The sequence below is a fragment of the Pseudomonas azotoformans genome (assembly GCF_001579805.1).
GTDB classification, from domain to species: Bacteria; Pseudomonadota; Gammaproteobacteria; order Pseudomonadales; family Pseudomonadaceae; genus Aquipseudomonas; species Aquipseudomonas azotoformans_A.
Map to the genome: position 1 here is coordinate 5,604,900 of NZ_CP014546.1, position 14,001 is coordinate 5,618,900.

The 14,001-nt window shown below is 62.3% G+C and carries 12 protein-coding genes; 8 read left to right on the forward strand and 4 right to left on the reverse strand.

What is annotated here, in order from left to right; all coding sequences use genetic code 11:
• From nuoI to AYR47_RS25690, 8 genes are all read left to right on the forward strand, one after another.
• Positions 1 to 549, forward strand: coding sequence for an NADH-quinone oxidoreductase subunit NuoI (gene nuoI, locus AYR47_RS25655; RefSeq protein ID WP_003174725.1), 549 nt, complete (start codon positions 1 to 3; stop codon positions 547 to 549).
• A 9-nt stretch (positions 550 to 558) separates the two neighbouring features.
• Positions 559 to 1,062, forward strand: a complete 504-nt coding sequence (nuoJ, locus tag AYR47_RS25660; RefSeq protein ID WP_016974946.1) for an NADH-quinone oxidoreductase subunit J — start codon at positions 559 to 561, stop codon at positions 1,060 to 1,062.
• 2 nt (positions 1,063 to 1,064) lie between these two features.
• Positions 1,065 to 1,373 (forward strand): NADH-quinone oxidoreductase subunit NuoK, encoded by a 309-nt coding sequence (nuoK, locus tag AYR47_RS25665; RefSeq protein ID WP_003174727.1) that lies wholly within the window; start codon positions 1,065 to 1,067, stop codon positions 1,371 to 1,373.
• Complete coding sequence (gene nuoL / locus AYR47_RS25670) at positions 1,370 to 3,223, forward strand: NADH-quinone oxidoreductase subunit L (protein WP_033896839.1); 1,854 nt, start codon at positions 1,370 to 1,372, stop codon at positions 3,221 to 3,223. Before nuoK ends, nuoL begins: the two co-directional genes overlap by 4 nt.
• 40 nt (positions 3,224 to 3,263) lie before the next feature.
• Positions 3,264 to 4,796, forward strand: a complete 1,533-nt coding sequence (nuoM, locus tag AYR47_RS25675) for an NADH-quinone oxidoreductase subunit M (RefSeq protein WP_010209575.1) — start codon at positions 3,264 to 3,266, stop codon at positions 4,794 to 4,796.
• A gap of 7 nt (positions 4,797 to 4,803) precedes the next feature.
• Positions 4,804 to 6,267 (forward strand): NADH-quinone oxidoreductase subunit NuoN, encoded by a 1,464-nt coding sequence (nuoN, locus tag AYR47_RS25680; protein ID WP_033896841.1) that lies wholly within the window; start codon positions 4,804 to 4,806, stop codon positions 6,265 to 6,267.
• A 238-nt stretch (positions 6,268 to 6,505) separates the two neighbouring features.
• Positions 6,506 to 6,856, forward strand: a complete 351-nt coding sequence (locus AYR47_RS25685) for a toxin (protein WP_033896842.1) — start codon at positions 6,506 to 6,508, stop codon at positions 6,854 to 6,856.
• Positions 6,846 to 7,160 carry a helix-turn-helix domain-containing protein gene (locus AYR47_RS25690; RefSeq protein ID WP_033896843.1) on the forward strand — a complete coding sequence of 105 codons (315 nt, stop codon included), beginning with the start codon at positions 6,846 to 6,848 and terminating at the stop codon, positions 7,158 to 7,160. Before AYR47_RS25685 ends, AYR47_RS25690 begins: the two co-directional genes overlap by 11 nt.
• Positions 7,161 to 7,195: 35 nt before the next feature.
• Here the strand turns inward: AYR47_RS25690 and tagF are convergent, their stop codons facing one another.
• From tagF to tssK, 4 genes are read right to left on the reverse strand one after another with little or no spacing between them, the layout of a single operon-like run.
• A complete protein-coding gene (gene tagF / locus AYR47_RS25695; protein ID WP_033896845.1) occupies positions 7,196 to 7,741 on the reverse strand; it encodes a type VI secretion system-associated protein TagF in 546 nt (181 codons plus the stop codon).
• A gap of 9 nt (positions 7,742 to 7,750) precedes the next feature.
• Positions 7,751 to 11,314, reverse strand: a complete 3,564-nt coding sequence (tssM, locus tag AYR47_RS25700) for a type VI secretion system membrane subunit TssM (protein ID WP_061448905.1) — start codon at positions 11,312 to 11,314, stop codon at positions 7,751 to 7,753.
• 2 nt (positions 11,315 to 11,316) lie between these two features.
• Positions 11,317 to 12,588, reverse strand: a complete 1,272-nt coding sequence (icmH, locus tag AYR47_RS25705; RefSeq protein WP_061448906.1) for a type IVB secretion system protein IcmH/DotU — start codon at positions 12,586 to 12,588, stop codon at positions 11,317 to 11,319.
• A gap of 15 nt (positions 12,589 to 12,603) precedes the next feature.
• Positions 12,604 to 13,935, reverse strand: a complete 1,332-nt coding sequence (gene tssK / locus AYR47_RS25710) for a type VI secretion system baseplate subunit TssK (RefSeq protein ID WP_061448907.1) — start codon at positions 13,933 to 13,935, stop codon at positions 12,604 to 12,606.
• Positions 13,936 to 14,001: the final 66 nt, after the last annotated feature.

Sequence of the window (14,001 nt, forward strand, 5' to 3'; positions counted from 1 at the left end):
ATGTTCAAATATATTGGCGACATCGTTAAGGGTACCGGTACCCAGTTGCGAAGCCTGGTGATGGTTTTCGGCCATGGCTTTCGCAAACGCGACACCCTGCAATACCCGGAAGAAGCGGTGTACCTGCCGCCGCGTTATCGCGGCCGTATCGTGCTGACCCGCGACCCCGATGGCGAAGAGCGTTGCGTAGCCTGCAACCTGTGCGCCGTGGCGTGCCCGGTGGGTTGCATCTCCCTGCAGAAAGCTGAAACCGAAGACGGTCGCTGGTACCCGGACTTCTTCCGAATCAACTTCTCGCGCTGCATTTTCTGCGGCCTCTGCGAGGAAGCTTGCCCGACCACCGCGATCCAGCTCACGCCGGATTTCGAGATGGCCGAGTTCAAACGTCAGGACCTGGTGTACGAGAAAGAAGATCTTTTGATCTCTGGTCCCGGTAAAAACCCTGATTACAACTTCTATCGTGTTGCAGGTATGGCCGTTGCCGGTAAGCCGAAAGGCGCCGCACAAAACGAAGCCGAGCCGATCAACGTGAAGAGCTTGCTGCCTTAAGGAAGAAAGATGGAATTCGCTTTCTATTTCGCGTCCGGTATTGCAGTGGTGTCCACGCTTCGCGTGATCACCAACACCAATCCTGTGCACGCCCTGCTCTACCTGATCATTTCGTTGATCGCCGTGGCCATGACCTTCTTCGCACTCGGCGCCCCGTTCGCCGGCGTGCTGGAAGTGATCGCCTATGCGGGCGCCATCATGGTGCTGTTCGTGTTTGTGGTGATGATGCTCAACCTGGGGCCGGCTTCGGTCGCCCAGGAGCGCGTCTGGCTCAAGCCCGGCATCTGGCTCGGCCCGGTCATCCTGGCAGCGCTGCTGCTGGGTGAACTGCTGTATGTGCTGTTCGCTCACCAGAGCGGTCAGGCCATCGGCCACACCACCGTAGACGCGAAGGCCGTGGGTATCAGCCTGTTCGGCCCGTACCTGCTGGTGGTCGAACTGGCTTCGATGCTGCTGCTCGCTGCAGCCATCACCGCCTTCCACTTGGGCCGCAACGAAGCCAAGGAGCAATGACGATGCCTGCTATCCCTTTGGAGCATGGTCTGGCGGTCGCCGGCATCCTGTTCTGCCTTGGCCTGGTCGGCCTGATGGTTCGCCGTAATATTCTGTTCGTGTTGATGAGCCTGGAAATCATGATGAACGCCGCTGCACTGGCGTTCATCGTTGCAGGTGCACGTTGGGGCCAGCCGGATGGACAAGTCATGTTCATCCTGGTGATCAGCCTGGCAGCCGCCGAGGCCAGTATCGGCCTGGCGATCCTGCTGCAACTGTATCGTCGCTTCCACACGCTTGATATCGACGCTGCCAGTGAGATGCGCGGATGAACATGATCTTTCTGACTTTCGTATTTCCCCTGATCGGTTTCCTGCTGCTGTCGTTCTCTCGCGGACGCTGGTCGGAAAACCTCTCGGCCCTGGTGGGTGTGGGCTCCATTGGCCTCTCGGCCATCGTGACCGCCTACGTCATCTGGCAATTCAACGTGGCCCCGCCGGAAGGCGGTCACTACACCCTCGTGCTGTGGCAGTGGATGTCGGTGGAGGGCTTCAAGCCCAACTTCGCCCTCTACGTCGACGGCCTGTCGATCACCATGCTTGGCGTGGTGGTGGGTGTGGGCTTCCTGATCCACCTGTTCGCGTCTTGGTACATGCGCGGTGAAGCCGGTTACTCGCGCTTCTTCTCGTACACCAACCTGTTTATCGCCAGCATGCTGTTCCTGGTGCTGGGCGATAACCTGTTGTTCCTGTACTTCGGCTGGGAAGGCGTGGGCCTGTGCTCGTACCTGTTGATCGGTTTCTACTACAGCAACCGCAACAACGGTAACGCAGCCCTTAAAGCCTTCATCGTGACCCGTATCGGTGACGTGTTCATGGCCATCGGCCTGTTCATCCTGTTCCAACAGGTGGGCACGCTGAACATCCAGGAACTGCTGGTGCTGGCACCACAGAAATTCCAGGTTGGCGACTTCTGGATCACCCTGGCGACCCTGATGCTGCTGGGTGGCGCCGTGGGTAAATCCGCACAACTGCCGCTGCAAACCTGGCTGGCGGACGCGATGGCCGGTCCTACCCCGGTTTCCGCACTGATCCACGCGGCCACCATGGTGACCGCCGGCGTCTACCTGATCGCCCGTACCCACGGCCTGTTCACCCTGGCGCCGGACATCCTGCACCTGGTGGGCATCGTGGGCGGCGTGACCCTGGTGCTGGCCGGTTTTGCTGCCCTGGTACAGACCGACATCAAGCGGATCCTCGCCTACTCGACCATGAGCCAGATCGGCTACATGTTCCTGGCCCTGGGCGTTGGCGCCTGGGACGCGGCGATCTTCCACCTGATGACCCACGCCTTCTTCAAGGCCCTGCTGTTCCTCGCTTCCGGTGCGGTAATCGTTGCCTGCCACCACGAGCAGAACATCTTCAAGATGGGCGGCCTGTGGAAGAAACTGCCACTGGCCTACGCCAGCTTCATCGTCGGTGGTGCCGCACTCGCAGCCCTGCCGCTGGTGACCGCCGGTTTCTACTCGAAAGACGAAATCCTCTGGGAAGCCTTTGCCAGCGGTAACCAGAACCTGCTGTACGCAGGCCTGGTGGGTGCGTTCATGACCTCGCTGTACACCTTCCGCCTGATCTTCATCACCTTCCACGGTGAAGCCAAGACCGAAGCACACGCAGGCCATGGCATCTCGCACTGGTTGCCGTTGTCGGTGCTGATCATCCTGTCGACCTTCATCGGCGCCCTGATCACCCCACCGCTGGCCGGTGTCCTGCCAGAAAGCGCCGGCCATGCCGGTGGCGCTGCCAAGCACAGCCTGGAAATCGCCTCGGGCGCCATTGCCATCGCCGGTATCCTGCTGGCGGCCCTGCTGTTCCTCGGCAAGCGTCGCTTCGTGACCGCCGTGGCCAACAGTGGCATTGGCCGTTTCCTGTCGGCCTGGTGGTTCGCTGCCTGGGGCTTCGACTGGATCTACGACAAACTGTTCGTCAAGCCTTACCTTGCCATCAGCCATGTACTGCGCAAAGACCCGCTCGACCAGACCATCGGTTTGATCCCGCGTGCCGCCAAGGCCGGTCACACCGCCCTGAGCCGCAGCGAGACCGGTCAACTGCGTTGGTATGCCGCTTCCATGGCTGCCGGTGCCGTGCTGGTGATCGGCGCCATCGTTGTGGTAGCGGTCTGACTATGAATATTGCGAACCTGCGAAAGGAAACGAGCCTGTCATGATTCTGCCCTGGCTAATCCTGATCCCCTTCATCGGCGGCCTGCTCTGCTGGATGGGTGAACGCTTCGGCGCCACCCTCCCCCGCTGGATTGCGTTGCTGACCATGTCCCTGGAACTCGCACTCGGCCTCTGGCTGTGGGCCCATGGCGACTATTCATTTGCTCCGGCACCGGGTGTCGATCCCACCTTCGCGCTTGAATTCAAGCACGTGTGGATCCAGCGCTTCGGCATCAACGTGCACCTGGCCCTCGACGGCCTGTCGCTGTTGATGATCCTGCTGACCGGCCTGCTGGGTATCCTCTCGGTACTCTGCTCCTGGAAAGAGATCCAGCGTCACGTGGGCTTCTTCCACCTGAACCTGATGTGGATCCTGGGCGGTGTGGTCGGCGTGTTCCTCGCCCTCGACCTGTTCATGTTCTTCTTCTTCTGGGAAATGATGCTGGTGCCGATGTACTTCCTCATCGCGCTCTGGGGTCACAGTTCTTCGGACGGCAAGAAAACCCGGATCTACGCGGCGACCAAGTTCTTCATCTTCACCCAGGCTTCCGGCCTGATCATGTTGGTGGCGATCCTGGGCCTGGTACTGGTCAACTTCAACAACACCGGCGTGATTACCTTCAACTACGCCGACCTGTTGAAAACCAAGATGTCCCTGACCACCGAGTACATCCTGATGCTGGGCTTCTTCATCGCGTTCGCGGTGAAGCTGCCGGTGGTGCCGTTCCACTCCTGGCTGCCTGACGCTCACGCACAGGCGCCGACCGCAGGTTCCGTGGACCTGGCCGGTATCCTGCTGAAAACCGCTGCCTACGGCCTGCTGCGTTTCGCCCTGCCGTTGTTCCCGAATGCCTCGGCCGAGTTCGCGCCGATCGCCATGACCCTGGGTCTGATCGGGATCTTCTACGGTGCGTTCCTGGCCTTCGCGCAAACCGACATCAAGCGTCTGATTGCCTTCTCGTCCGTTTCCCACATGGGCTTCGTACTGATCGGCATCTACTCCGGCAGCCAACTGGCGCTGCAAGGCGCCGTGATCCAGATGCTGGCCCACGGTGTCTCGGCCGCTGCCCTCTTTATCCTGAGTGGCCAGCTGTACGAGCGCCTGCATACCCGTGACATGCGTGAAATGGGTGGCGTGTGGTCGCGCATCGCGTACCTGCCGGCGATCAGCCTGTTCTTCGCCGCCGCGTCCCTGGGCTTGCCGGGCACCGGCAACTTCATCGGCGAGTTCCTGATCCTGATGGGTGCATTCGTGCAAACACCGTGGATCAGTGCGATTGCTACCTCCGGCCTGGTGTTTGGTTCGGTTTACTCGCTGATCATGATCCACCGCGCCTACTTCGGCCCGGCCAAGTCCGACACCGTCCTGCAAGGGATGGATGCTCGCGAACTGATCATGGTGCTCGGCCTTGCGGTGCTGCTGATCTACATCGGCGTGTACCCGCAACCGTTCCTGGACACTTCTGCCGCGACGATGCATGGCGTGCAGCAGTGGTTCGGCACCGCCTTCTCTCAACTCGCTTCGGCCCGGTAAGAGCGCTATGGAATTCACGATCCAACACTTTATCGCGCTTGCGCCGCTGCTGATTACCAGCCTCACCATCGTGGTGGTGATGCTGGCAATCGCCTGGCGTCGCAATCATTCGCAAACGTTCCTGCTGTCCTGTGCCGGTCTCAACCTGGCCCTGCTGTCGATCATCCCGGCCCTCAAGGTCGCGCCATTGGCGGTCACGCCTTTGATGATGGTGGATGACTTCGCGCTGCTGTATATCGCGTTGATCCTGGTCGCGACCCTGGCGTGCGTCACCCTCGCCCACGCCTACATGGGCGAAGGCGGCACCGGTTACCCAGGCAACAAGGAAGAGCTGTACCTGCTGATCCTGCTGGCTGCGGCCGGCGGTATCGTGCTGGTCAGCGCACAGCACCTGGCGGGCCTGTTCATCGGCCTGGAACTGCTGTCGATCCCGACCTACGGCCTGGTGGCCTACGCCTTCTTCAACAAGCGTTCCCTGGAAGCCGGCATCAAGTACATGGTGCTGTCGGCCGCCGGTTCCGCGTTCCTGTTGTTCGGTATGGCCCTGCTCTACGCCGAAGCCGGCAGCCTGAGCTTCACCGGTATCGGTCACGCCCTGGCCAGCACCAACATGCCTGCGCCAATCGCCCAACTGGGCCTGGCCATGATGTTGATCGGCCTGGCGTTCAAGCTGTCGCTGGTGCCGTTCCACCTGTGGACCCCCGACGTGTACGAAGGCGCCCCGGCGCCGGTGGCGGCGTTCCTGGCCACCGCGTCGAAGGTTGCCGTGTTTGCGGTGATGGTGCGTCTGTTCCAGATCTCCCCTGCTGCCAACACCGGTGTACTGAGCACCGTGCTGACCGTGATCGCCATTGCGTCGATCCTGTTCGGCAACCTGCTGGCCCTGACCCAGAACAACCTCAAGCGTCTGCTGGGTTACTCCTCCATCGCTCACTTCGGCTACCTGCTGATCGCCCTGGTGGCGAGCAAAGGCCTGGCTGTGGAAGCCATGGGCGTGTACCTGGTCACCTACGTGATCACCAGCCTGGGTGCATTCGGCGTTATCACGCTGATGTCGTCGCCATTCAAAGGCCGTGACGCCGACGCCCTGTACGAATACCGCGGCCTGTTCTGGCGCCGTCCGTACCTGACCGCCGTGCTGACCGTGATGATGCTGTCCCTGGCCGGTATCCCGCTGACGGCGGGCTTCATCGGCAAGTTCTACATCGTCGCCACCGGTGTTGAAGCCCACGAATGGTGGTTGGTTGCCTCCCTGGTACTGGGCTCCGCGATTGGCGTGTTCTACTACCTGCGCGTGATGGTCACCCTCTACCTGATCGAGCCAAACCTGCGCCGTGTGGATGCCGAGCTGCATTGGGAACAGAAGGCAGGCGGCGTGATGCTGCTGGCCATCGCCCTGCTCGCGTTCTTCCTGGGCGTGTACCCACAACCGCTGCTCACCCTGGTGCAGCACGCGGTGCTGGGCGTTTGATCGCTTAGCGGGATGCAGTCAACAAAACGGCGCCTTCGGGCGCCGTTTTGCGTTTCTGGGGGAGTGGCTTTTACCCTCCCCTATTCACGGAATTTTCCTCAGCCATCTGCCTCCTCATCCGGCATCTACTCGATGAAGGCCGCCGTATGGTGTCTGCGTTTTAGGAAAGTTCCCACAGCAGGGTCACTTGACCCATCGCGGGTGGGCCACCAAACTATACGCAGGCTACGTACAGAACATGGATGCTCTATTTATCGAACTGCCGGCCTTCGAGCGGCATCGCAAGGACTATCTGAGTGACGAGCTTTTCCAGGGTTTTCAACAAGAGTTGATGAAAAACCCGGAAGCAGGAGATGTGATCGAGGGAACAGGCGGACTGCGCAAGGTTCGCTTCGTCGATGAGCGGCGCAACAAAGGCAAGCGCGGTGGCCTGCGGGTCATTTACTACTGGTGGTCGGGCGGCACGCAATTCTGGCTGTTCACCCTGTACGGCAAGCACGAACAGGATGACCTGACACCACAGCACAAAAAAGCCCTAAAACACCTGCTGGACAGGGAAATCAAAGCGAGAACACATTATGAAACGTGAAATCTTTTCCGAACTGGTCGAAGGCTTCGACGCCCTGGCAGACGAACGCCAAGGCAAAGTCACCCTGCGAACCCACAAGGTTCACCTCAAAAACCTGGCGCCACTCACCGCCGAGGAAGTGGTCGCGGTGCGCCAACAACTCAACCTCTCCCGGTCGGTGTTCGCCATGTACCTGCGCACCAACACCCGCACCCTGGAAAACTGGGAGCAAGGCCGGGCCAAGCCGAACGCCCAGGCTGCTACGCTGATCCGCCTGGTGGCACGTTTCCCGGAAACCGTGGCGCAACTTGCTGCATTGGGTTGATCAGCAAAGCCCCGACAGGTTCGGGGCTTTTTCATTCAGGGCCATGGGCCGCCGAGCATGTCGGCATAGGTCTCAGCATCGGGCAATCCCTCCCCTTCCCAACGCGTCGGCGCAACGTGGGGGGAACCTTCGCTCCAGAACAACACCCGCATGGCGGGATCTGCTCGTTCGATAAGCATGGGCAATGGCAACGCCTGTACTGACTCATCAAATACTTCGAGGGAAAACGCCTCGCTCAAGGCTGACAACGCCAAGCGCTCCACCTCACCATGCCAGGTCGCATCCAACATCAGCCCGTCTCCAACTGCCGCAGCAACGGTCAGTGGAAAATAGCGCCCCACCCGATCCACACTGGGAATCATCACCCCGGCCCAGCCCTGTTCACCACACACACCCGCCGTCAACGCAAAGTGCCAGATCGGACTGCACAGATACACCTCCAGCCATTGCTCGCCCAGACGCTCATGACTGCACTGCAAACCGGCCTGCAACCAGGCGTCCCACGGGCCAAGGAATTCCGGTGCCAAGCGACGACTGACAAAGTCTCCCAGGGTGGGAACCTTGCCGAAAAATCCATTCATGGTGGTTTCCTAAAAGCTGCCCGGGCAATGGAACTGCTCGAAGCTGTCGCGGCGGAATGGGTTGATCACACTGCTAGCGCGCAGCAGATACGCCACCCGATGGCCTTCCAGGTTGAAGGTCAGTTGCAGCTGTTCGCCCTGGGTGTTCACCACAGCCTTGTCCATCATGCGCAGCCAACCCCAGGGGCCGTCGCTGCGCAGTGGGCTGGCCAGCCCTGGCGTGGCGTCCAGGCGCACCAGGCCGCCGGACTTGCCGCTGGGCAGCGAGATACTGGCGAAGTCGGCCACCGTCCCAGCGTCAAACACCACCGGCTGGCCATCGATATCCAGCGTGACCTTGCTCAGTGCCGGATCTGCCCCCAGGGGTTTCAAGTCAAAACGCATGGACGGCTGGCGCGCACCGGCCACGAAGAACATATCGCGCAACTTGGCGCCACGCTGGAATTGATTGAGTACATCCTGGGAGATATTCAGCGGCGTCACGCCAGTTGAACGCCAGCGCCACTGGCTGCCGCTCATGTCGACATACGCCGCAAGGTTTTTGCTGAAAAAATCGTCCATCAACCCACCTGGGCCGAAAAACTTGCCGAAGTCATCGGCGGTGGCATCGCGGGCCGAGCTGCGCACCAGCGGATAACGCCCATCGATGGCCGCCCGACAGAACGGTGCGCCGCTCGCCTCCCATAGTGCATTCAACCGGGCTTTTTCATTGCCAAGGGTCAGCGCCGTGCCCCCCGATTCCACATCCCGCAGCAGCGTCGACAACGGCGCAGGCTGCGTGTCACCCGAGCGTTTCAAGCGCCCCAACACCTCGTTGGAAGGTGCCGGCGCAGCACTGCGGCGCGCGGCGTCAGCGCTGTCGAAGAATTGCCCGGCGTCCTTCAGCGACGCCAACACCTCATCCACCGGCTGCGGGCCGGTGCCGTTGCCCACCAAGCGATGCAGCGCGGCGAAATGCGGGTCCACCGGGTTGGCCGACGCGTCCGCCACCGGTGCCGGGCTATCGCCACCCAGCGCCGATTGCAGCTTTTGCGTGGCCGCAGCGATCTTGTCGCGCACGCGCTGATCGGTGTCCTTGATTGTGGTCGAGGTCAACACCCCCTCCAGCGTGGTTTCCTTCGACACCGCCACCAGCAACGCGCGCAACGGTGAATCGCTGGCGGCGAGCACATTGGTCACCAACGAGGCCTGGCCAAGGCTGGTCAACGGTGCCAGGTGCACATCCGCAAGGAAACTGTCCCATTGGCGGATGTAGTCGGCGTAGTAAAGCTCCAGCACCGCCGCCTGCATGGCCGGGTTGGCGCCGGCAATCTGCGCCGACTCCTGGCGGTCCAGTACCCAACTGTCCTTGGCCATCTCGGCCACGGCCTGCGGGGTCTTGCGGGTCAGTTCCCGGTAGCCGGCGATGCTGTAGACGCCACTCACCCCACGGGACAACGGTTCGCCACTGGCGCGGGTAAACAACGACGAAACATCCCGCCCCACCGCACTGTTCACACTCAGCTCGGGCAGGTGTTGCTGGTCGACCTGGCGCTTCACCCGGTTATAGATGCGCTGGGATAACGGCATACTCGCCAACGCCAGGCGCACCTTGGCCACCAGCGCGCTGTCCAGTTGCACCGGCTCGGCCTCGTCGTCGGCCTCCAACAGCGCCGTGACGTGGTCCGACAGTTGCTGCAACTGTGCAGGCGTGGCCTGGGGCAGTTCGCGACGCCAGTCCACATCGACCCAGGCCTGCACCGACGGTGCGTCGAAGAACTGCCGCTCGCCGAGCATCAGGTAGGCACGCAGGGTTTCGTAGAGAAACTCCTGATTGCTCGCATCGCCACGTCGCAAGGCGTTTTCCAGGTTGGCGACGATATGCGGCAACAAGGTGCTGCGCAGCAAGCGCCGATACAACGTGACTGCGCCCGCACCGAGCTTGTTGCCCTGGTACAGGCCCATGCGGCTGAGCAACGGCACACTGCGGTCGCCGTCGCTGTAGCCGCTGGGCAACGCGCGCGCAGCATTCAGCAACGGCAGGGTCACCAGCACATCGCCTTCGGCCGGCAGTGCTTTGGCCAATTGCGCGACGTTGGTGGCGGCACTGGACGCATCGGCGATCAGTTGCAGGTTGCGGGTATAACTGATGGTCATGCCGACCAGCAGCAGGACGAACGCCACACCCGCCGCCATGCGCCCCGCGCGGCCGAGCAGGCGTCGGCGCCGTTGCTCTTGGTGATTGACCCCGGCGAGCCCGGCTTCCTTGAAGATCACTTCGCGCAGCAGGCGGGTGATGAAGTAACTGCGCCCACTGGCGACATTCGGCGCCAGCACCTTGCGGCCCAGACCGAAGGACGCCGCCAGCGAGGTCAGCACCCGATCAATAGGACTGCCCTCCTGGGTGCCACTGGTGAAATACACACCCCGCAGCAGTGCCGGTTCCTGGTAGCGATTGGCTTCGAAGACTGTATTGAGAAAACGCGTGAGGCCGTCGCCCAGGCTGGCGAACTGTTGCGGGAAGCTGTAGAGCAACGCGCGTCGTGACAAGTCACGCTCCTGTTGCAAACGCTCCAGCACACGCCGTTGCAACTGACGCTCCAGGGCATCGAACTCGCCCGGGAACGACGCCAGGCCCGTCTCCACCTGGGGTGGCTGGGCCAACGGAAAGGTCACGCCCCACACCTGCGCGCGTTCGTCGCGGCCGAAGGTTTCGAAGAACTCCGAAAAGCCCGCGAGCAAGTCGCACTTGGTGATGATCACATACACCGGGAAGCGCAAGCCCAGGCGCTCGTACAGCTCATTGATGCGCGCGCGGATCGCCACGGCTTGAGCCTGGCGTTGGGCCTCGGTCTGTTGCAACAAGTCGCTGACGCTCAAGGCTACGATCACACCGTTGACCGGGCGTTGGCGGCGGTACTTTTTCAGCAAATCGAGGAAGCCGCCCCACGCGGCCTTATCGACTTCGGTGTAGCTGTCCTGGGTGGTGTAGCGCCCGGCAGTGTCGAGCAGCACCGCTTCATCGGTGAACCACCAATCGCAATGCCGCGTGCCGCCGACACCGCCGATTGCACCGCTGCCCATGGCCTCGCGCAGGGGAAATTGCAACCCGGAATGGGTCAGTGCCGTGGTCTTGCCGCTGCCCGGCGCGCCGACAAACATGTACCACGGCAATTGATACAGGTACTGCCCGCTCATCTTCCAGCCAGGATTGGCCTTGCGCAGCACCGCCATGGCCGAACGCATGCGTTCGCCCAACTCGGCCACTTCAGCCTGGGACTCACGCACGCCGGGCGCCACCGATGGTGCGTCGGCCACGCCCGCCATCAAGCCACGGTTGGCACGCCAGGCCCGCCACAGGCGCCAGGCAAAATAGCTGACCCACACCAACACGAACAACCCGATCAAACCCCAGCGCCGCGACTCCGGCGCCAACGGCTCGCTGCCGTTGAACGCCAGCAACGGGCCTTCGTACCACACCAGCAGGGACAGCAAGGCCACACCGATCAGCGACAACAACCAGGGCTTGAGCAGCCACAGGATGAAGCGCTCCACCGGGGACCATAACAACGAAAACAGCGTCGAAAAATTCATGGCTATTGCGCCTGGGAAGGGATCAATACGGTGATATCGACGCGGCGGTTACGCGCGCGATTCGCCGCTGAATCGTTGGGCACCAAGGGTTCGGTTTCGCCACGGCCTTCGCTGCGGTAACGCTCCACCGGCCCGGCCCGTTGTGCCAGCAAGCGTGCGACGGTCTTGGCCCGCGCCTGGGACAGATCAAAGTTGGAGCCCAGCCGTGAGGTCGCCGAGGGCCGCACGTTGTCGGTATGCCCAACCACCACCACATCCCCCGGCACCGTAGCCAGGGCATCGCCGATGCGTGCGAGCAAGCCGTCGAAGTTGCTCGACACTTCGGCACTGCCGGAGGCGAACACCCCATCGCCGCGCAGTGTGATTACCGAGCGGTCGGCGCTGTCTTTCACCGCCACCAGCCCCTGGGCCACTTCCGGCGCGAGGAAACCGGCCAGGCGCACGGGCGCAGGCGTGGCCGGCACCGCCACCTTGAGCGGCGAAGCCACACGGATCGAACCCAGCTGGGCAAACACCGGGTCGGACGCACGGTTGAGCAACCAGCTGTAGGTCAGTTGCACACTCAACAGCAGCACCGCCGCCACCGACGCCAACACCCACAACGGCACCCGCCGCAACATCGAGGCCTGCGGCGCTTCGGCACCGCGCCAACGCGGTGACAAGTCTTGCTCCTGATTGCCACGTTGCTGGTTGATCAAGTGCAGCAGGCGTTCACGCAGCAACCCCAACTGATCGAGGCCGCGATCCAGCACGCGATAACGTCCCTCCAGGCCCAGCGCCATGCACAGGTACATCAACTCCAGCACGTCGATATGGGTACGCAGGTCCTGGCTCAGGCGCTGCAGGATCATGAAGAACTTCTCGCCGCCCCACGCCTCGTTGTGGAAGGTCACCAACAGGCTGCGGCTGCCCCACACTCCGGCGCCCCACGGGGTGCTGGCGATGGTTTCGTCGACCAGAGTGCACAACGCGTAGCGCGCGGCGGCCACGGTTTCCACGTCGACCTGGCTGGCGCGGGCCTGGGCTTCGAAGGCCTGCACCGCCTGGATCAGGCGTTGGCGCAGGCTTTCCATATCCGGCATGGCCGTGAGGCTGCGCAACGGCACCACCAGGTCCAGCAGCGGGTTGGCAGCACGCACCAGCGGGTTGAGCCCCTGGCCCTGCAACACCATGGATTCGCGCTGTACCGGTGTTACCGGCGGTGCTGCCCTGCGTCCGCCTGGAGTGGGAATCAGCAGGGTGCGATCCGGGTCGCCTTCAAAAGTGTCGTTCACGTCAGTCACCTTGCCTTAGTTGCGGATCGCCCAGAACTGCATGTCCAGCCCTGGGAACACCCCGGCGATATGCAGGGCAAAGCCGGCCGACTGGCTCAGCAATTGCCAATATTCGCTGCTGCGATCGAGTTCGAAATAGGTAAAACCGGCGTGAAACGGCAACTGCCGTGGCGCCACCGGCAAGGGGCGCAGACCGATGCCCGGCAGTTGCAGGTTGACCAGGTCGCGGATCTTCTCCACCGAGCCGATCTTCACCTGCGGCGGGAAGCCGTTGCGCACGCTCTCGGCGGACATCTGTGCCTGCACCGCCAGGATAAAGGTGGCCGAACGCAGCAGGTCCTGGTCGGGCAGCACCGCCACACGAATGCCGTACTGGCGCTCCTCCAGCGGGATCGCGATGGCGCGCGCATCCATCACCGTCGACAGTGCGCGGCGCAGGTCGAGCATCACCGGGGCGAAGGTTTCCGCCAGGGCTGCATGGCGGTACGCCGGGTAGGCAGAGGCGCGCTTGTCATCGCGGGTAAAGGTCGCCAATTCACCGGCCAAGCTCGCGAGGTCGCGGTACAACTGCTCGGGATGCAGGCCAGTCATCGCGGCCAAGTGGCGCACCAACGGCAGGCTGCGATTGAGTACCTGCAACAGCAGGAAGTCGGCGATTTCTGCGGCGCCGCTGCCATCGGGTTGAGTCAGGCGCGACGCCAGCGCCTCGACCCGCTGCTGCACCAGGCCCAGCAGCTCATCGACAAACGCCCCCAGGCGTTCGGCGGCGCGCATGTCCAGGCACGGCGGGCAGTAAGTGCGGTCGAGCACCACGCTTTTGTCGGCGCGCTTTTCCACCACATGGGCGATGCCCAGGGTGGTGTAGGCATCCGCTACATCGCCTTCAAACGCCAGGCGCAGGCGCAGTTTGCCGATGCTCATCAACGCGCTGCTGTCCAGGCCATTGCTGTCCCAAGATTCGTACTCGCTGCTGCGATGGCGGGCGAAGTTTTCAAAGCTGGGGTTGTCATCCACCTCCGACACGCCAGGACGCAGGCTGGGCAGCGCCAACACCACTTTCAGATCTCGGGCGTCGCCGGGGATCTCCAGGGGCAACGGCATTTCATCGCCGAAAGGCAGGCCAACCGGCGTACCGTCAGGCAACACGCCGCTGAACGACAACAAGGACAACTTGCCCATGGCCAACTGCTGCGGGTCGATTTCCAGCGTGGAAAAACCCCAGCTGTAAGCACGCAAAGCACTGACGCGGGCTTCCAGTTGGGCCTGCAGGAAACGGTCATGTTGTTGCAGGTGTTGAGGCTGCAACAGCATGCCTTCGGACCAGACGACTTTGTTATTCCAGGACATGACTATTACTCAAAAATGGGTGGATGGCTGTGGTGAGCGGGCTTGTCCCGCATTGGCCTGCGAAGC